General features: G+C 65.2%; 17 protein-coding genes and 1 tRNA gene. 16 read left to right on the forward strand and 2 right to left on the reverse strand.

Annotated elements, in window-relative coordinates; translation table 11 throughout:
- Window positions 1-52 precede the first annotated feature (52 nt).
- The 11 genes from ACF8ME_RS24985 to ACF8ME_RS25035 all read left to right on the forward strand — a co-directional run bounded on the left by ACF8ME_RS24985 (window position 53) and on the right by ACF8ME_RS25035 (window position 12,049).
- Window positions 53-1,060 (forward strand): class 1 fructose-bisphosphatase, encoded by a 1,008-nt coding sequence (locus ACF8ME_RS24985; protein ID WP_012205101.1) that lies wholly within the window; start codon window positions 53-55, stop codon window positions 1,058-1,060.
- 26 nt (window positions 1,061-1,086) lie between these two features.
- Window positions 1,087-1,162, forward strand: a tRNA-Thr gene (locus ACF8ME_RS24990).
- A 751-nt stretch (window positions 1,163-1,913) separates the two neighbouring features.
- Window positions 1,914-2,600 carry an adenylyl-sulfate kinase gene (gene cysC / locus ACF8ME_RS24995; RefSeq protein WP_043791449.1) on the forward strand — a complete coding sequence of 229 codons (687 nt, stop codon included), beginning with the start codon at window positions 1,914-1,916 and terminating at the stop codon, window positions 2,598-2,600.
- Between the two features lie 53 nt (window positions 2,601-2,653).
- Window positions 2,654-3,232 (forward strand): aspartyl/asparaginyl beta-hydroxylase domain-containing protein, encoded by a 579-nt coding sequence (locus ACF8ME_RS25000; protein ID WP_288896103.1) that lies wholly within the window; start codon window positions 2,654-2,656, stop codon window positions 3,230-3,232.
- A complete protein-coding gene (locus ACF8ME_RS25005) occupies window positions 3,225-4,406 on the forward strand; it encodes a sulfotransferase family protein (protein WP_374005353.1) in 1,182 nt (393 codons plus the stop codon). Before ACF8ME_RS25000 ends, ACF8ME_RS25005 begins: the two co-directional genes overlap by 8 nt.
- Window positions 4,396-4,893, forward strand: a complete 498-nt coding sequence (locus ACF8ME_RS25010; RefSeq protein WP_052013988.1) for a GNAT family N-acetyltransferase — start codon at window positions 4,396-4,398, stop codon at window positions 4,891-4,893. Before ACF8ME_RS25005 ends, ACF8ME_RS25010 begins: the two co-directional genes overlap by 11 nt.
- 57 nt (window positions 4,894-4,950) lie before the next feature.
- The gene (locus ACF8ME_RS25015) at window positions 4,951-5,472 is read left to right on the forward strand and encodes a phage tail protein (RefSeq protein ID WP_034364006.1); all 522 of its coding nucleotides are present in this window, start codon (window positions 4,951-4,953) and stop codon (window positions 5,470-5,472) included.
- A gap of 22 nt (window positions 5,473-5,494) precedes the next feature.
- Window positions 5,495-6,022 (forward strand): phage tail protein, encoded by a 528-nt coding sequence (locus ACF8ME_RS25020; RefSeq protein ID WP_047219765.1) that lies wholly within the window; start codon window positions 5,495-5,497, stop codon window positions 6,020-6,022.
- Window positions 6,023-6,031: 9 nt separating this feature from the next.
- Window positions 6,032-6,559 (forward strand): phage tail protein, encoded by a 528-nt coding sequence (locus ACF8ME_RS25025; protein ID WP_034364007.1) that lies wholly within the window; start codon window positions 6,032-6,034, stop codon window positions 6,557-6,559.
- Between the two features lie 13 nt (window positions 6,560-6,572).
- Window positions 6,573-7,430, forward strand: coding sequence for a sulfotransferase (locus ACF8ME_RS25030; RefSeq protein ID WP_034364027.1), 858 nt, complete (start codon window positions 6,573-6,575; stop codon window positions 7,428-7,430).
- Window positions 7,427-12,049: a DUF4347 domain-containing protein gene (locus ACF8ME_RS25035; RefSeq protein WP_392418634.1), complete on the forward strand. Its 4,623-nt coding sequence runs from the start codon at window positions 7,427-7,429 to the stop codon at window positions 12,047-12,049. Before ACF8ME_RS25030 ends, ACF8ME_RS25035 begins: the two co-directional genes overlap by 4 nt.
- Before the next feature lie 187 nt (window positions 12,050-12,236).
- Here the strand turns inward: ACF8ME_RS25035 and ACF8ME_RS25040 are convergent, their stop codons facing one another.
- Complete coding sequence (locus ACF8ME_RS25040; RefSeq protein ID WP_154834544.1) at window positions 12,237-13,457, reverse strand: MFS transporter; 1,221 nt, start codon at window positions 13,455-13,457, stop codon at window positions 12,237-12,239.
- A 260-nt stretch (window positions 13,458-13,717) separates the two neighbouring features.
- Here ACF8ME_RS25040 and ACF8ME_RS25045 point away from each other — a divergent pair, with 260 nt between their 5' ends.
- The gene (locus ACF8ME_RS25045; protein ID WP_392418635.1) at window positions 13,718-14,347 is read left to right on the forward strand and encodes a hypothetical protein; all 630 of its coding nucleotides are present in this window, start codon (window positions 13,718-13,720) and stop codon (window positions 14,345-14,347) included.
- Window positions 14,348-14,392: 45 nt separating this feature from the next.
- On the opposite strand, the gene ACF8ME_RS25050 is transcribed toward ACF8ME_RS25045, so the two are convergent.
- Window positions 14,393-14,962: a helix-turn-helix domain-containing protein gene (locus ACF8ME_RS25050; protein WP_026062195.1), complete on the reverse strand. Its 570-nt coding sequence runs from the start codon at window positions 14,960-14,962 to the stop codon at window positions 14,393-14,395.
- 14 nt (window positions 14,963-14,976) lie between these two features.
- Here ACF8ME_RS25050 and ACF8ME_RS25055 point away from each other — a divergent pair, with 14 nt between their 5' ends.
- The 4 genes from ACF8ME_RS25055 to ACF8ME_RS25070 all read left to right on the forward strand — a co-directional run bounded on the left by ACF8ME_RS25055 (window position 14,977) and on the right by ACF8ME_RS25070 (window position 18,646).
- Window positions 14,977-15,888, forward strand: a complete 912-nt coding sequence (locus ACF8ME_RS25055; protein ID WP_392418637.1) for a DMT family transporter — start codon at window positions 14,977-14,979, stop codon at window positions 15,886-15,888.
- Window positions 15,889-16,038: 150 nt separating this feature from the next.
- Window positions 16,039-16,770 carry a type 1 glutamine amidotransferase gene (locus ACF8ME_RS25060; RefSeq protein ID WP_392418639.1) on the forward strand — a complete coding sequence of 244 codons (732 nt, stop codon included), beginning with the start codon at window positions 16,039-16,041 and terminating at the stop codon, window positions 16,768-16,770.
- A gap of 111 nt (window positions 16,771-16,881) precedes the next feature.
- On the forward strand, window positions 16,882-17,691 hold the full coding sequence (locus ACF8ME_RS25065; RefSeq protein WP_047327574.1) for a DeoR family transcriptional regulator: 810 nt from the start codon (window positions 16,882-16,884) through the stop codon (window positions 17,689-17,691).
- Between the two features lie 34 nt (window positions 17,692-17,725).
- Window positions 17,726-18,646, forward strand: a complete 921-nt coding sequence (locus ACF8ME_RS25070) for a substrate-binding domain-containing protein (RefSeq protein WP_343739560.1) — start codon at window positions 17,726-17,728, stop codon at window positions 18,644-18,646.
- Window positions 18,647-18,666: the final 20 nt, after the last annotated feature.

Below are 18,666 nucleotides of genomic sequence, written 5' to 3' on the forward strand. Positions count from 1 at the left end.
CAGATGCATACGCCATGCCGCATCTGCTCCCGGATTTTTAGGAGTTGAACCCATGAAGAAAAACGTCAGCCTGACCCGCTACCTGGTCGAGCAGCAACGCGTGGACGGCCTCATCCCCGGCCAGCTGCGCCTGCTGCTGGAAGTCGTGGCACGCGCCTGCAAGCGCATCAGCCAATCCGTCAACAAGGGCGCCATCGGCGACGTGCTGGGCACGGCCGGCAGCGAGAACGTGCAGGGCGAAGTCCAGAAGAAGCTGGACATCATCGCCAACGAGGTGCTGATCGAGGCCAACGAATGGGGCGGCCACCTGGCAGCCATGGCCTCCGAGGAAATGGAAGGCATCTACCTGGTGCCCAACCGCTACCCGCACGGCGAGTACCTGCTGATGTTCGATCCGCTGGACGGCTCGTCCAACATCGACGTCAACGTATCCATCGGCACCATCTTCAGCGTGCTCAAGAAGCCCGAAGGCCACCCCGGCGTGACCGAGCAGGACTTCATGCAGCCTGGCACCCAGCAGGTCGCCGCCGGCTACTGCATCTACGGCCCGCAGACCACCCTGGTGCTGACCGTGGGCGACGGCGTCTCCATGTTCACGCTGGACCGCGAGCAAGGCTCCTTCGTGCTGGTGCAGGAAAACATCCGCATCCCCGAGGACACCAAGGAATTCGCCATCAACATGTCCAACATGCGTCACTGGGACACCCCCGTCAAGCGCTACGTGGACGAATGCCTGGCCGGCGTGGAAGGCCCGCGCGGCAAGGACTTCAACATGCGCTGGATCGCCTCCATGGTGGCCGACGTGCACCGCATCATGACCCGCGGCGGCATCTTCATGTACCCCTGGGACCGCCGCGAGCCCAACAAGCCCGGCAAGCTGCGCCTGATGTATGAAGCCAACCCCATGGCCTGGCTGGTCGAGCAGGCCGGCGGCGCCGCCACCAACGGCAAGCAGCGCATCCTCGACATCCAGCCCACGCAGCTGCACGAACGTGTGAGCGTCATCCTCGGCTCGAAGAACGAAGTCGAAAAAGTGACGCAATACCATTCCGAGGCATGAATTTGCCGTTATAATTTTTGTCTGTCGCCGGTGTAGCTCAGTTGGTAGAGCAGCTCATTCGTAATGAGAAGGTCGAGGGTTCGATTCCTTTCTCCGGCACCAAACAAGAAGCCCCTGGTTCGCAAGAGCCAGGGGCTTTTTTCATGCTGCCGCGAGCATACCCCCCTGCGTCCGGCCGGTAGGAGCGCTGCCAGCCCTCTGTCGCGCAACGGCTCGCAGGCAGGGCCGGCCTATGCCATTGCCTCGGGTCGCAGCCGGGACCCGTCATTTGCCGCCTGCGCCGCCTGCAGCCCGTTCGGGCGACATACACGCAGCGGTCCTGCTTCCAACCTCCATTACACGTGACCTGCCGGCGCCGGACGGAAAAAGGGCTGCGGGCCCGTGCACGCGCAGGAACGCTCGGCAGCCGATATGAACTTGATGCCGGCAACGGAGCGTCCCATACGAATACCTATTTCCAGTGATATACCACTTTCCGTGCGTCTCCTATGATCGCGGCTTCCTCTCATCTCAGCGATATTCATTGGAGCAAATGGTATTAATGAAAATGAAAAATCATTTCGACCAAAATCTCACCTGCTTGCATGGTCGATAAACGTTTTCAAAAAAACTATTGAAAATGCCTTCTTGAAATAAATAGATAGCCAACAACCATCGCCGTTGGTTATTGACATCCCACCCAATCCCCTGACAGGACGCTCCGGCACGTTTTCCCCGGGGAGACGGGTGCGCCTGCACTGCGGAGAAGCGAATGTTGTCGTCAGTAATTTTTCTTGAAATTTCTTAACAATTCGTAGATATTCGCCCTGTCCGATTGACCCGTCTTTCGTTTTCCCGCTTTCCCACCCAAGCCATGCCATTTTCCGGCCATACCCCACCGCCCGACGTACATGCACAACCGTTTTGCATTACCAGGCAAGACAGGGAAAATCTGCATGGCCACAGGGCATGCGCCATATGGCTCACCGGTCTTTCCGGATCTGGCAAATCGACAATCGCGAATGCGCTGCAGGCCCGGCTGCATGCCGCCGGCAGACGCACCTATGTGCTTGATGGCGACAACATCCGCCAGGGCCTGAACCGCGACCTGGGTTTCTCCAACGAAGACCGTGCAGAGAACATCCGCAGGGTTTCAGAGGTCGCACGGCTGTTCGTGGATGCGGGAACCATCGTGATCGCCGCCTTCATCTCCCCTTTCCGGGCCGAGCGCGATGCTGCGCGGGCCTTGTTCGACAAGGGCGACTTCTTCGAGATCTTCGTGGATGTTCCCCTGTCCGTCGCCGAGCAGCGCGACCCCAAGGGCCTGTACATGAAAGCCCGCCGCGGCGAGCTGCGCCAGTTCACCGGCATCGACTCTCCTTACGAGGTGCCCTCTGCTCCGGACCTGGCCTTGGCCACGCACCAGCTCAGCATCGCTGCCTGCGTCTCGCGCATACAGGCGCTGCTGCAGATGGAGCAGGCGGCCGAACCAGGCCCGGCAGCATGTGGCGTGGTGCCGCTGGTGGACTCACCCCTGCCGCTGGCCAAGGCACTTCAATGAATGCCAGGGCCATCCCGTCTTGTACAACTGTCGGCGCATGCGCCGGCGCGCCCTTGTTTGCCCGGCTGGAGGCCGAGGTACGGCTGCAGGGACTGCGGGACGAGGTCGATGCGCTGCTGTCCTCACACTGGTGTGACCATGTGAACCACCGCGGCTACGAAGGTGCATGGCGCGTGGTGCCGCTGCGCTGCCAGCGCCAGCATGTGGCGGCCCACCCCCTTCTTCAGAGCTTCTCCATCGAGGCGCCTGACGAAGAATGGGACGATCTGCCTTCGCTGCAGCACAGCCCGGCGATGCGTGAGGTGCTGGACCAGTTGCAATGCCCGCTGCGCTCCGTGCGCCTGATGCAGCTGAAGGCCTGCTCATCCATCAAGCCGCATCGCGACCATGGCTTGAGCCTGGATCATGGCCAGGCGCGACTGCACGTGCCCGTCTACACACACCCCGATGTGCGATTCATCGTGGAAGGCCTGGAAATCCCCATGGCCCCAGGAGAGCTCTGGTACTTCAATGCCGACGCCACGCATGAAGTGCTGAACCAGAGCACGCAGGACCGCACCCATCTGGTCATCGACTGCATTGCCAACGCCTGGCTGGCCGACCGCATCGGCAAGGGACAGGCCTATGCATGAGCTGCAGGTCGCTTTTGCCGCACTGATCGCAAGCCCGTCGCAGCAGGCCTTGTTTGAGCGGGCTGGAAGTGTGGAATCGGTGCTCGCCCAGTTGCGGCTGCTGTGGCGTCTTCACGGCTGGGGCGATGCCCGGCTCATCCAGACTCTGGAGCAGTTGAGCAAGGAGGCTGCCGTGCCAGCCACCGCGCTGCTGGCCGGTGGCTGGCTTCCACACAGGTATGAGGCACGCACGCGCAGCATCCAGTGGTGCCTGCCGGACGGCCCTGCCACCGAGCCGTTCCATGACGAGTACATCAGCCGCTGCCTGCAGCGCAGGCTGCTGAATCAGTTCATCCGGCCACGCACGCCGCTGGCCGAGCTGTGCGCAGCCAGCGCTCCCAGGCGCGGGGGCCATCGGCCTGCCGGCTTCATCTTCCACCTCTCGCGCTGCGGCTCCACCCTGGTCTCGGGCAGCCTTTCCGAGCTGGACAGCACGCTGGTTCTGTCGGAGCCGCCGGTGTTCACCGAGTTGCTGCTGGACACCTCGCTGGACCGTGCGCAAAAGCGCGAGGGCATTGCCGGTCTGGTGTCGGCAATCACCGTCGCCGTGCCTGGGCGCCATGACCTTGTGGTCAAGTGGAATGCCTGGGACATCTTCCAGTGGGAGCTACTGCAGGACCTCTACCCCGAGGTGCCCAGCCTGATGCTGGTGCGCGATCCTGTGGAGATCCTGGCCTCGCACCACAGGCAGGCCGGCCGGCACATGTCAGGCGACCCGTCGCTGGCTGGCGCCAGTCCGGTGTTCTGTTGCGGCAGGAGCAGCCAACCCTTTGTCTCCATGCTCGACCATCGCATGCGCGTGCTGCAGGCACTGATGGAGCGGATGCGGGGCCTGCACGAAAGCCAGGGCGTTCCTGTGCTGCACTACAGCCAGCTGGGTGCCGGGGCCATGGAGCAGATAGCCCGGCGCTTCGGCCTTCATGCGAGCGAGGCCGCACGCCAGCGCATCGCCGTGCGCCTCAGCCAGCATGCCAAGGCGCTGGACCAACGCTTCTCGCCTGATGGGCAGGACAAGGCAGCCGTCTTTGGCGCAGGCGATCGCCAGGATATCGAAGCGCGCCTGGGCCCGCTGCACGCACAGCTGCTGCAGTGCGCACAACCCCTGATGGATGCGGAGGCCCTGCATGCTGCTTGAAGCGCTGCGCCCCCCCGGCCTGTTCACCCGTCCCGCTGAACCCGAAGACCGCGACTTCCAGCGCGCACTGTTTCTCTCCGCGCGCCCGCACCTGCAATCCCTGCCACTGCCCGGGGCCGCCCTCGCCCAGCTGCTGGACCAGCAGTACGACTTCCAGCAGGCCGACTACCAGCGCCGCTTTGCCGGCGCACCCCGCCTCATCGTGCAGGAAAGGGGCGTGCCCATAGGCGCACTGACGGTGCATGACAACGGAGCGGACCTGCACATCGTGGACATCGTGATCACGCCTGCCGTACGCGGACAAGGATACGGCGCGGCTCTGCTGCGCTGGGTGCAAGGCAGTGCCGCCGTGCTGGGCCGCCGGGTCACGCTGAGCGTCGATGCAGCCAACCACGGCGCGCAAAGGCTGTACGCCCGGCTGGGCTTCGCGTCATCGGGCATCGATGCCGTTCAACTGGGCATGGCCTGGCATCCGCCTGCCGCCTGAACACCTTCATACCCCTCCTGCACCCCCACAAAGCGATAACAGAAAGGCAACGCTTCCATGGAAAACTTCATTGGAGAAATCCGCTTGTATCCCTATGGCTGGCCTCCCAAGGGATGGGCGATGTGCGCCGGACAGATTCTGGCCATCAACCAGAACCAGGCACTGTTCTCGCTGCTGGGTACGCAATTCGGCGGAAACGGCAGCACTACCTTCGCGCTTCCCGATCTTCGTGGCCGGGTCGCACGGCACACGGGCGGCGGCTTGCAGCAAGGCTTGCCGGGTGGCGTGGAAAGCGTCACCTTGGTCGCCAACAATCTTCCCCAGCACACCCACTTCGTCATGGCAAGCACGGACAGCGGGGATGCGCCCGCGTTCAGCAACAACAGCATGGCCACGGCCACGCTCGTGGCCACCAGCGCCCCCACCAATTTCTATGCACCAGGCACCGCTGGCCAGCAGCCGATCGCGCCGGCCAGCGTCTCCAACACCGGCGGCAATCAGCCGCACGAGAACTGCCAACCCTCGCTGGTGCTGACACCGTGCATCGCGCTGACCGGCATCTACCCTTCGCGCAACTGACACGCGCCCACAGGAATACGCAATGGACTATTACCTTGGAGAGATCCGCCTGTTCGCAGGCAGTTTTGCACCCGCAGGCTGGCACCTGTGCGATGGCGCGACGCTCAACATCTCTGAATACGACGCCCTGTACTCGCTGCTGGGAACGATCTACGGAGGAGACGGGCAAACCACCTTCAAGCTGCCGGACCTTCGATCCCGCGTGCCCGTGGGGCAGGGAGCAGGCCCGGGGCTGACCAGTCGCGCCGTGGGTCAGCAGTTCGGAGTGGCACAGGTCTCGCTCACGACAAACCAGATCCCCACCCATTCCCACGGTCTTGTCGCCAGCACCTCCCTGGCTACCGCAGCACAGGCCACAGGGCTGGTGCCTGCACAAAACGGGTCCGATCTCTTCTATGCGCCACAGCCGGTGGCAGGGGCCAACCCACAGACCATGGCACCCGCATCGGTCACGGTCGCAGGCAACAGCCAACCGCACGACAACATCATGCCCAGCATGGCGATGAATTACATCATTGCGCTCTACGGCATCTACCCCTCCAGGAACTAGGACAGCACCATGGACGCTTTCATCGGCGAAATTCGCCAATTTCCGTTCAACTTCGCCCCCAAGAACTGGGCGCTGTGCAATGGCCAGTTGCTGGCCATCCAGTCCAACCCCGCATTGTTTTCCATCATCGGAACCTTCTATGGCGGCAACGGAACCACAACCTTCGGCCTGCCCAATCTGATAGGCCATGTCGTCACCGGAGCCGACCCGCAGCAGTCCTGGAACATCGGCTCCACGGAAGGCACTGATTCCGTCACGCTGCTGACCACTGAAATGCCCCAGCACAACCATTTGCTGACCGGGCTGAACAATCCAGGCACCCAGGCAGCGCCTGACAGCACGTCCTACCTGACGTTCGACGGTCGGGGGGGTACTGGGGTCGTGCGGTACATGCGAACCAACGGCACGCCCAGCGCCGCCATGGCTCCCAACATGCTGACTCCGGCCGGAGGCAACACCGCGCATGAGAATCGCCAGCCCTTTCTCGTGCTGAACTTCTGCATTGCGTTGCAAGGCGTCTTCCCCTCACGTAACTGACGTGCCGCAGCCCATGCCACGCACACTGCATTTCATCTCTGGCCTGCCGCGCTCGGGCTCCACGCTGCTCGCGGGCATCCTGCGGCAGAACCCGCGCTTTCACGCCGCGATGAGCAGTCCCGTGGCGGGGCTGGTCAACGGCGCCCTCGAGCAGATGGGCGCCGGCAGCGAATCCCACGCCTTCTTCGACGAGGCCCGGCGCAAGGCCATCTGCCGGGCCATCGTCGATGCCTACTATGCCGGCCAGCAGCAGCCCGTCCTCTTCGACACCAACCGCCAGTGGACGGCACGCATGCACCAGCTCGTGGAACTGGTGCCCGACTTCAGGATGGTGTGCTGCGTGCGCAATCCGGCATGGGTCATGGACAGCTTCGAGACCATCTACCGCAGGAACCCCTTCGACTACAGCCGCATGTTCAACGCGGCCTCGCGCCAGACGGTGTACAGCCGCTGCGAGTCGCTCATCCATGTGGCCGGTGCCGTGGGCAGCGCATGGACCGCGCTCAAGGAAGCCTACTACGGCGAGTTTTCCGAGCGCCTGCTGATCGTGGACTACGACCTGCTCACCCAGCACCCTCGGCGCACGGTGGAACTCATCTACCAATTTCTCGGCGAAGAGGCCTTCGCCCACGACTTCAATGCCGTCGAGTACTCCGAAAGCGAGTTCGACCTGCAACTGGGCGTCAAGGGCCTGCACGACGTGCGCCGGAAGGTGGCCTTCAAGCCGCGCCGCAGCATCCTGCCGCCCGACCTGTTTGCCAGGTACCAGGCCATGGACTTCTGGCAGGACACCACCGGCACCTCGGCCCACATCATCGCCAGCAAGAGAGCGTCCGCGACGGACACCGAAACACAGAGAGGAACACCATGATAGGCACCACATTCCTTGGCGGCTTCTCCGCCGCACTGCTTCCGCTGGGCCTGCTGGGTTCCGCAGGCCCGGCAGCGGGCTCGTACCTGCGCTCGTACCTGAGATCGCCCCAGGACTCTGGCGAGCAGACCGCCCTGCCCCTGTCCCGCAGTGCCGCGCCGGCGCGCGACCTGCGGCCTCGCCCCCCGGGAGAGCTGGAGATCGTCGTGGCGTCGCCCGTCAGCGAACTGGTGATCGTGGACTCTGCCGTGCAGGACCGGGCCGTGCTGCAGCGTGCGCTCAAGCCCGGCGTGCAGATGGTGGAGATCGATGCCTCGCGCCCCGGCCTGCCCCAGTTGGTCCAGGCCCTGGCTTCGTTCAAAAATCTGTCAGCCATCCACGTGGTCTCGCATGCCGAGGCCGGCGTGCTGCTGCTGGGCAGCAGCCGCATCACGGCCGAAAGCGTCAAGGGCGAGATCGAATCGCTGGCCGCACTGCGCAATGCCGTGCGTCCCGGCGGTGACCTGCTGTTCTACGGCTGCGATCTCGCAGCCACGCCCGAAGGCGAGCAACTGCTGGACATCGTGCAGCATGCAACGCAGCTGGACGTGGCGGCGTCCAGCAATGCCACAGGCAACCTGGCCCAGGGTGGAGATTGGCAGCTGGAGGTGCGGCGCGGCCACGTCGATACGCAGCTGGCGTTTTCGGACAAGGCTCTGGCTGATTTCTCGGGCGTGCTGCTGGCCAGTGACGGACCAAAGTCTTTCTCCAGCTTCAGCGTCAACAGCCTCGATCTAGTCCAGACGGATTTTCGCGTCTCCGCCTGGGACAGCACACATACACAACTGGGACTGCAAATATATTCAGCTGCGCCCTTCGCCGCCTACATCCAGAACGGAGGGACTGCGACCGGCACCTACTTCTATCTCAGAGCGGACGATATCAACACCACAAAGTTCGAGCTGACGGGCCTGTCAGCCGGTGAATATGGTGCCGTCAGCCAGTTCACCAACGTGCGTATCGTGGGGATGCTGGCATCCGGTGGCACGGTCACGTCCAGCACCATCAACGGCAGCGCCACGCCAGGAGAAGCGTTCACCTTCACGGCAACCCAGCTTGCCGATTTCAGTGGCAAGAAACTCAAAGGCTTCAAGCTCTATGTGGATTGCGGCGGGGACGGTGGCGCCTGCCCGGCAAACAAGTTCGCCGACTTCGAATTCCGCGGCTTTACGATCGCAGGGGCGCAGAACTCGCCACGCATCTCCATTGACCACATAAGCCTGACAGGAGCCACGGGAACAGGCGGAGCGTTCAAGATAGGTGACACCGTCACGGCACGCTGGAACAACACTGCCAGCGGAGACTACAACGCCACACCGATCACAGGCGTCAACTTCGATTTGTCCCAGTTCGGTGGCGGCGCTTCGGTGGCGGCTCTCAATTCTGCAGGCATCTGGACAGCGACCCATTTGCTGTCGGCTGGCGCCATCGATGCCACGAATCGCAACGTATCCGTCACGGCAAGCAACAGCAATGGTCCCGCAACAACGGCAGGCACGAACAATGCCACGGTAGACACCATTGCGCCTGTCGTCACCCCTGGCAACATCGCCCTGTCGGGAGCGTCCGGCGTGGGCGGCGCCTTCAAGGCCGGTGACACCGTGACCGCCCAATGGAACAACACTGCTGCGGGCGACAACAACACTGACACCATCAGTGCTGTGACCATCAACCTGTCCGCCTTCAACGGCCCGGTGGCCGTACCGGCCACCAACGCCGCCGGGATCTGGACAGCCACCCACCCGCTGCCGGCTGGGGTTGCAGGAAACAACCTCAATGCGAGCATCAGCGCCGCGGATAACGCCGGCAACATCACCACCACGGCAAGCACCGCCAACGCCACCGTGGACACCCTGATCCCCACCGTCAGCAGCATCGCCGTCAGCGGCTCGCCAGCCCCGGGCGATGCCAGCGTGGCGTTCACGGCAACCTTCAATAAGCCAGTCACCAACATCTCCACCGACGACTTCACCCTGATCGGTACGGGCACGGCTTCAGGCACCATATCCAGTGTCTCGGCCAGCACGGGCAGCTCCGTCAACGTCAACGTTTCGGGCATCACGGGCACCGGCACCATCAAGATCAACCTGAACGGCAGCACCAACATCGCCGACAGCGTGGGCAACGGGCCGCCTGCGTCCTTCAACAGCGGCGGGACTCACACGGTCGCCGTTCCGGTGGCCCCCGGTGCTCCCACGGGTGCCACGGCCACGGCCGGCAATGCCCAGGCCTCCATCACATTCGCTGCCCCGGCCAGCAACGGCGGTTCGGCCATCTCCACCTATAACGCAGTGGCCAGCGGGGGCGGAGGCCAGACCGGATACTGCACGGGGCCGACAGCCTGCACCATCACCGTGCCCGGTCTGACCAATGGCATCAGCTACAGCTTCAACGTCACGGCCACCAACTCGGCAGGACTGACCGGCCCTGCGGCCACGTCCAACAACGTTACTCCCCAGGGCACGCAGACCATCAGCTTTGCCCCTGCGGCCAGCTACAACTTCGGCACCACACCCACGCTGACAGCCACCTCCAGCGCAGGCGCCAGCTATCCGGTGAGCTTCACATCGTCCACCACGGGCGTGTGCACCATCACGCCAACGGGCTCGCTGACCTTCGTGACGGCTGGCAGCTGCTCCATCAACGCCGACCAGGCCGGCGATGCGGCCACCAGCGCCGCACCCCAGGTCTCGCAGACCTTCAACGTCAACGCCGTCGCACCGGGAGCGCCCACCATCGGCACGGCAACAGCCGGCAATGCCCAGGCCACGGTGAGCTTCACCGCACCCGCCTCCACCGGGGGAGCCGCCGTCACCTACACCGCCACATCCACCCCGGGCAACTTCACGGCGACGGGTAGCAGCCCGATCACCGTGGCTGGCCTGACCAATGGCACGGCCTACACCTTCTCGGTGACGGCCGCCAACTCTGCGGGGCCAGGCTCTCCCTCGGCTGCATCCAACGCCGTGACGCCCAGGGCCTCGCAGACCATCAGCTTCACGCCCGCTGCCAGCTACAACTTCGGCACCACACCCACGCTGACGGCCACCTCCAGCGCAGGCGCCAGCTATCCGGTGAGCTTCACGTCGACCACCACGGGCGTGTGCACCATCACGCCAACGGGCTCGCTGACCTTCGTGACGGCTGGCAGCTGCTCCATCAACGCCGACCAGGCCGGCGACGCGGCCACCAGCGCCGCACCCCAGGTCTCGCAGACCTTCAACGTCAACGCCGTCGCACCGGGAGCGCCCACCATCGGCACGGCAACAGCCGGCAATGCCCAGGCCTCGGTGAGCTTCACCGCACCCGCCTCCACCGGGGGAGCCGCCGTCACCTACACCGCCACATCCAGCCCGGGCAGCTTCACGGCGACGGGCAGCAGCCCGATCACCGTGCCCGGCCTGATCAATGGCACGGCCTACACCTTCTCGGTGACGGCCGCCAACTCTGCGGGGCCAGGCTCTCCCTCGGCTGCATCCAACGCCGTGACGCCCAGGGCCTCGCAGACCATCAGCTTCACGCCCGCTGCCAGCTACAACTTCGGCACCACACCCACGCTGACAGCCACCTCCAGCGCAGGCGCCAGCTATCCGGTGAGCTTCACATCGTCCACCCCGGGCGTGTGCACCATCACGCCAACGGGCTCGCTGACCTTCGTGACCGCAGGCACCTGCACCATTGCAGCCGACCAGGCCGGCGATGCCGCCATCAGCGCCGCACCTCAGGTCACGCAGAGCTTTGCCGTGAACGCCATCGCGCCTGATATCCCCGTCATCGGCACCGTCACTGCCGCAGACGCCCAGGCCACGGTGAACTTCACGGCCTCCGTGGGCAGCGGCGGTGCGCCCATTTCCGGCTACACCGTGACCGCCACACCAGTGGCGGTACCCGGTGCCCCCTCCGTGACAACGCAGACGGGCACCACATCGCCCATCGTCGTGACGGGTCTGACAAATGGATTTGTCTACAACTTCACCGTCAAGGCCACCAACGGCGCACAGACCAGCGCGGACTCCGCAGCGGTACAAGCCACGCCGCGCAAGCTGGAGCTGGTGGGCGCGCCAGGCAGCGTGCCCGGCATGGCCGGCACGCCGACAGCGACGCTGTCCGGCGGCGGTGCCACCTGCACGCTGCAGGCCACCGGCGGCTTCGGACCTGCGGCGTCCACACCGCCAGGCCTGCAGGCGCCCAACGGCCAATTCGCCTTCACGGCCGAGCAATGCACGGGCGCCGTGACGATGACCCTGGTCTACCCCAGCCCGCTGCCCGTGGGCGTGCAGTTCCGCAAGCCCGACGGAGCAGGAGGCTGGTTCGACCCCACAAATGCAGCCACCTCGCTGAACGTGGTCCTGAACGCTGCCCGCACCACGGTCAGCTACACCATCACCGACAACGGTCTGGGCGATACCAACCCGGCCACGGGCTCCGTCAGCGATCCGTTCGTTCCCGTGGTGGCTGCCGTGGCACCCGGAGGCGCGCAGGCCATTCCCTCGCTGGGTGGATGGGCGCTCGCAATGCTGTCCGGGCTGCTGGGAGGCCTGGCTCTGCGCAGCAGGAAGGTGTTCACGGCACGGCGTTGACGCGCAAGCTGCCCTGGCTGTTTGGCAGCTTGGCAGGCCCTGGTTCGCAAGAGCCAGGGCCTTTTGCATGAAGAGCGCAGGCCGCCTTCGGCGCAGGTGCGGCGACGGCCGTTCGCAGAGCCCGTATCGCCTGGGAATGCGGCAAGACGCCATCCCTGTGAGCCATGCCTGCTGCACAAGGCTTTTCTTAACCGCGCCCAGCGCATTCGGCCCGCCACACCGCCAGGGCCGACAGCGCAGCGCTGGCTCCCGCCAGCAGGATGGACGGCGTGTAGCCACCCCAGATATCGAACAGCCAGCCCGCCAGGCTGCCCCCGGCCATGGCCGAGATACCGACCGCCACATACAGCGCACCCAAAATGGCGCCCAGGTTCCGCGTGCCGAACCAAGTGGCGGCCACGGCGGGATACAGCGCGATGCACCCGCCGTTGGCCGCGCCGAACACCAGCGCGAAACCGGCCAGGGCCATGAAGCCCCGCGCCATGGACCACAGCCCGCACAGCACGGCCAGGGACACGGTGAGCACCAGCAGAAAGCGCAGCGCCCCCATCCTGTCGCCCAGCCGGCCCAGCGCAAGGCGCCCCAGCACATTGCCCACGCCGATCAGACCGATCAGCCCATTGGCCTGAGCGACAGACAACCCCTGCTGGCGTGCCAGCGGGTTGATGTGTATCAGCGCCAGGAACAGGCCGATGGAGCCCAGAAAGATGGCCGCGAAACACCACCAGAAACGGGCCTGCCGCGCCGCCTGGGCCAGGTCCATGCCCTGGGCGGACTGCCCGGCGGCAGGGTCACCCGAAGGCGGCACGCCGTCGGGATGCAGCCCCAGCTCCTCAGGCCGGCCGCGCAGGACTGCCGCCGCCGCCAGGCCAGTCAGTGCGATGGCTGCGGCATATACCTGCATGGTCAGTTGCCAGGACAGGTGCTCCATGAGTGCGCCCGCCACCACGGGGCCGAGCAGCGTGCCCAGCCCGGTGCCCGCCAGCGCGATGCCGGAGGCAGAACTGCGCCACAGCACGAACCAGCGCGCAATGGTGGAGACGGCGGGCACATACACCAGGCCCACGCCCAGGCCGACCAGAATGCAGAAGGCGCCCAGGAACAGCACCAGCGATGAGGACAGCAGGCTGCTGGCCACAAAGCCCAGCGCCAGCAACACGATGCCGGCCGAGGTGACGGTGCGTACCGACGTCCTGTCGCTCCAGGCCCCCGAGAACACGCCCACGCCGTAGTAGATCAGGGCAGTCAGGGAAAAGATGGAGGCCGTGGAAAAACTGCTGGCGCCAAACTGGGTCTGGATGCTGGCAAAAAACGCCCCGAACGAATAGGCCGCGCCAAAGATCAGCGCCAGCAGCACATGGACGGCGCCCACGATGTACCAGCCCCGGAAAAGTCTGCCTCGCCTCATTTGCATCTCCTTGGTATGGGATGACTTTAGTTGTCTATACATGCTTAGACATTAGGTATCAACCCCAGGAATACAGAGCAAAGAGCGAAATTGCAAGGACGGCGCACCTGCAAGGCCGGCAGCATTCCATAGCCGGTGTATGGGAGACAAGGCGTTGTTCAGAGGGACGGCCGCAAGGGTGCATGGGCTGGGGCGAGGCGGGTCACCAAACCATCGCCTGTGGCAATCCATGCCTCCTTGCGCCCAGCCGCTGCGCATCTATGATCGCCACGAAGAATCGTTTTCTTCCTGCATCCGTTCACGGGCTGCACTCTCTCCATGCGCAGATCTTCTCGCCGACAGCTTCCCTCGCCCGCACGGTACCGGGCACCGTGCCCGGCGTTTTGCAGCGCTTGGCTTTCTGGAGCCTCATTGCAATCTTGGCGCGCGCCCTAGGCACTCTTTCCGTGGCTCATCCGGCTGCCACAGCTCTCACAGTCACTGCATTGGTCAGTTGCGGAGCATGGTCGAACAACCGCGAGAAAACCAGATTGCAGGCGCTTGCCGCCACCCGCAACGGCGAGTCGATCTGCGGCTTCGCCCGTTCCTTCGATTTGCGCAGCACAGATCCTTTGGTAATCCGCGCTGTGTATGAACAGCTTCAGGAAGAACTGCTCAGCTACCAAAAGAGCTTTCCTGTCCGCGGATCCGACCGGCTTGAGGAAGAGCTCGGCCTGGACGGTGATGATCTGGACATGAGCGTTGCGACAGCCATTGCACGTCGCTCGGGCAGGTCACTGGAAGGCACGCAGTCCAACCCCTACTACGGCCGCGTCATGACTGCATCCGATCTTGTGTATTTCTTCAACGGCCAGTCTGAAGCGGCACCGCAGGCCACCGCATTTCACTGACGACAGTGCCTTGCCCAGAGCACGGCACAGGCCGCTGCAGCGCCCTCACGAAATCACATTCCGGATGAACCGCGTCACGCCTTCGTGCAGGTTCACATAGGCGTAGTCCTGGGCGCTGCCGTAGATGGCGTAGTCGCCGGCCTCGATGGTCATGGGGCCTTCGCTCAGGTCCACCAGCAGGCGGCCTTCGACCACGACGATCATCTCGTGCCAGCCTTCCGGGTCGGGTTCGGCCTGGTAGCGTTCGCCGGGGCCCAGGGACCAGGACCACAGCTGGGCCTCGCGCGTGGCGGGCACGCTGCCCAGCAGCATGGCCTGGCTTTCGGGCCGGGTGCCGCGCCAGGCCATGGCGTCCATGCGCAGGCGCTGCGCGGCCGGGTCGCTGACGATTTCTATGAAGCTGGCGCCCAGCGCATCGGCCAGCCGATCCAGGCTGGACAGGCTGATATTGGTGTCGCCGCCTTCCAGCTGCACGACCATGCGCCGGCTCAGGCCTGCGGCCTCGGCCAGGGCCGCCTGGCTCAGTCCTGCACGCTGGCGAAGGCGGCGCAGGTTTTCGCTGACGAAAGCCAGGACATCGGAGCGCTCGCCAGCGCTGTGCAATATATTTCTCATATGATCTGCGCAATATGTTGCACACGTCATCTTCTCACAGTTCGCGCACGCCGCTGCTCAGCCGGCAGGAGCTGGCCCTGATCGCCGTCACCATGGTCTGGGGCGGCACTTTTCTCGTGGTCCATCTGGCCATGCAGCACAGCGGGCCGCTGTTCTTTGTGGGCCTGCGCTTCGTTACGGCGGGTCTGATCGGGCTGCTGGTGTTCCGCAAGGCCATGGCCGGGCTCACGCGCACCGAGCTGGTGGCAGGCATCGCCATCGGCGCCAGCATCTTCCTGGGCTATGGCCTGCAGACCTTCGGGCTGCAGACCATCAGCAGCAGCAAGTCGGCGTTTCTGACGGCGCTGTATGTGCCGCTGGTGCCTCTTGTGCAATGGCTGGTGATGGGCAAGCCGCCGCGATTGATGAGCTGGATAGGCATCGGCCTGGCCTTCACGGGCCTGATACTGGTGGCGGGGCCCGAGTCCGGGGGAATGGAGTTGAACGTGGGCGAGATGGCGACCATGCTGAGCACGCTGGCGATTGCGGCCGAGGTGCTCCTGATCGGGCATTTCGCGGGCAAGGTCGATGCGCGGCGCGTGACCACGGTGCAGTTGCTGGCGGCCGGCACCATGGCGCTGCTGGCCATGCCCGTGGCTGGCGAGTCGGTGCCGGATTTCTCGTGGATCTGGCTGACGGCCGCCGTGGCCATGGCCTGCGCCAGCATCCTGATCCAGCTGACCATGAACTGGGCCCAGAAGTCCCTGTCGCCCACGCGCGCCACCGTGATCTATGCCAGCGAGCCGGTCTGGGCCGGCATCGTGGGGCGCATGGCCGGCGACCGGCTGCCGGGGCTGGCCATCCTGGGGGCAGTGCTGATCGTGGGCGGGGTGCTGGTCAGCGAGCTGAAATGGAGCCGGCGCAAGGCTGGAGCATCCACGGCTTGAGAGGGACGGGGGCGACATCCGTGGTGCTGTCCCGGTGCTGCCTTGATGCGGCCTTGATGGCGTTGTGCGCAAACACAATCCGCCCTTGAGGCAGCCGTCCCTAGAGTCAAGGCCTCACAACAAATGGCTTCCCGATGAAGCCGCGCCGCCATGAGACCTGTCGCCATCCTCCAGCACGAATCCACCCAGGGCCCCGGCGTTCTGCGTGAACACCTGGAGCAGCAGTGCATTCCCTACCGAATGTTGCAGCCCGCCCTCGATGGAAGAGCCCCTGTGCATGCCGCCGACTACAGCGGCATCGTGGTGCTGGGCAGCAACCATTGCGTCAACGAGGGCCTGCCCTGGATGGAGGATGAACAGTCCCTGCTGGCCGACGCTCTGCGGCATGACGTTCCCGTGCTCGGCCACTGCTTCGGCGCGCAGATGCTGGCGCGCGCCATGGGCGCCAGGGTCTGGCGCAACCCCTGCCCCAACATTGGCTGGAGCCGCATCTGGGTGACGGCCGCCGCCCAGCAGCTCATGGACCTGCCGCGCGAGGCCACGATCTTCCATTGGCACTACGACACCTTCGAGATCCCGCGCGGCACCGTGCGCACCATGTACGGCAGCCACTGCCTGAACAAGGGCTTTCGCCACGGCCGGCACTGGGCATTCCAGGGCCACATGGAAGTGACCGCCGCCAGCGTGGCTGCCTGGTGCGCCGAAGGCCATGACGAGTTGCTGCGCGCACGCGGCCCCGCGGCGCAGACCGAGAGCGAGATCCTGCGCCACCTGGACCTGCGCATTCCCGTGCTGCACGCCCTGGCCCACCGCACCTACCGGGCCTGGACGTCACAGCTGCAGCGGCCCGTGGTCGTGCCCCTGAGCGCGGCCAGCCGGTAAACCTTCCAGGCCAGGCAATCCCTGGTGAATACCCTGGGTGCGCTTGACGCAGCTTTTGCGTGCAGGGAAACTTTCGATACGAAATAGAAAACTTTCGAATCGAAAGAATCCATGCAGGAACAAGGCAACAGTTCACTCAAGCGCAGGCTGCAGATCGTGGAGCTGGCGCGCAAGACCGACGAGGTGCGGGTCGAGGCGCTGAGCGTGCTCTTCGGCGTCTCCACCGTCACCATCCGCAACGACCTGCACTACCTGGAGCAGCAGGGCTATGTGGTGCGCGCCTTCGGCAAGGCGCGCTACAACCCGGCCCTGCTCAAGACGGCGGCCGAGCTGCCCGGCGCCCACGCCGCCGCACAAGGCCCGGCACAGGCCCAGGTGGCCCAGGGCGCCCTGGGCTGGATTGAAGACGATGCGTCCGTCTTTCTTGGCGGTGGCCGCATCACCCACCGCGTGCTGCCGCTGCTGGCCAGCCGCCAGGGCATTGCGCTGACGCTGCACGACCTGTCCATGGTGGCGACGGCCCGGCAGTTTCTCGATTGCACCATCCACATCACGGGCGGCTCGCTGGCCGGCGACGAGCCCTGCCTCATCGGCCCCGGCGCTGAAACGGGCCTGCGCGGCCGGCCGCTGGACATCTGCCTTTTCGAGATCTGCGGCATCGACGAGCGCAACCGCCTGCTGTGCCGCGACCCGGGCGCCGCGCGGCTGTACGCGGCAGCCGTGGAGCACAGCGCCAAGGCCGTGGCGCTGGCACTGGATCTGGACAGCACCTCGGGCGGACACCCGGTCTGCGACATCGCTCAACTCGACGGCCTGTGCGCGCACCAGGACATGGAGCCCGGCGCCTTCGATCTGCTGGAACGCCACCGGCTGCAGGCCACCCACAAGGCCGAGGGCCGCATCGAGTTCGCCAGAAGCTGAGTTTTTCCACAACGACAGAGGGAGGGAGACCGCCATGGACCGCAACACGTTTCTCCGGCGCATGCTGGCCGGCGCATTCACATTCGGCCTCCCGGCCAGCCCGGCGCTTGCACAGCCGGGCCCCGGCCCCGCGCGCACCATCGGTGTGTCCCTGCTCACGCAGCAGCACCCGTTCTACCTGGAGCTGGCCCAGGCCATGCAGCAGGAAGCCGCGCGGCAGGGGCTGAAGCTGGACCTGAGCATTGCCAACCAGGACCTGGGCAAGCAGATCTCCGATGTGGAGGACTTCGTCAGCAAGAAGGTCGATGCCATCATCCTGTCGCCCGTGGATTCACGCGGCGTCAAGGCCGCCGTGCTCAAGGCCGCCGCCGCCCGCATACCCGTGATCACCGTGGACATTGCTGCCAGCGGGGTCGAGGTCGCATCGCACGTGGCCACCGACAACCGCGCCGGCGGCGTGCTCGCCGGCCAGCTCATGGCCCGCGCCACGGGTGGCAAGGGCCAGATCGGGGTGCTGCACTACCCGTCCATACAGTCCGTGGTCGATCGCGTGGAGGGCTTCAAGTCGGCCATCGCGGCCTTCCCCGGCATGAAGATCGTCTCGGTACAACCCGGCATCACACGCGCCGAGGCCCTGTCCGCATCGCAGAACATGCTGCAGGCCCACCCCGACCTGGCAGGCATCTTCGGTTTTGGCGACGATGCGGCCCTGGCCGCGCTGGCCAGCGTCAAGGCCGCCAGAAAGCTGGAGCAGGTGAAGATCGTGGGCTTTGACGGCATGGCCGAGGCCCGCGCAGCCGTGGACCGCGAACCGGCCTTCGTGGGCGTGATCCGCCAGTACCCCGACCAGTTGGGACTGCAAGCCGTGGCCATTGCCGCGCAGCTGCTGCAGGGCAAGCCGGTGGAAAAATTCCACCCCGTGCTGCCCGGCGTGTACACGGCTGCCGCCAGGTAAACGGACCTGCGGAGCCCGCC

Origin of the sequence: Delftia sp. WSY_7, from assembly GCF_043104845.1 — a bacterium.
GTDB classification, from domain to species: Bacteria; Pseudomonadota; Gammaproteobacteria; order Burkholderiales; family Burkholderiaceae_C; genus Comamonas; species Comamonas tsuruhatensis.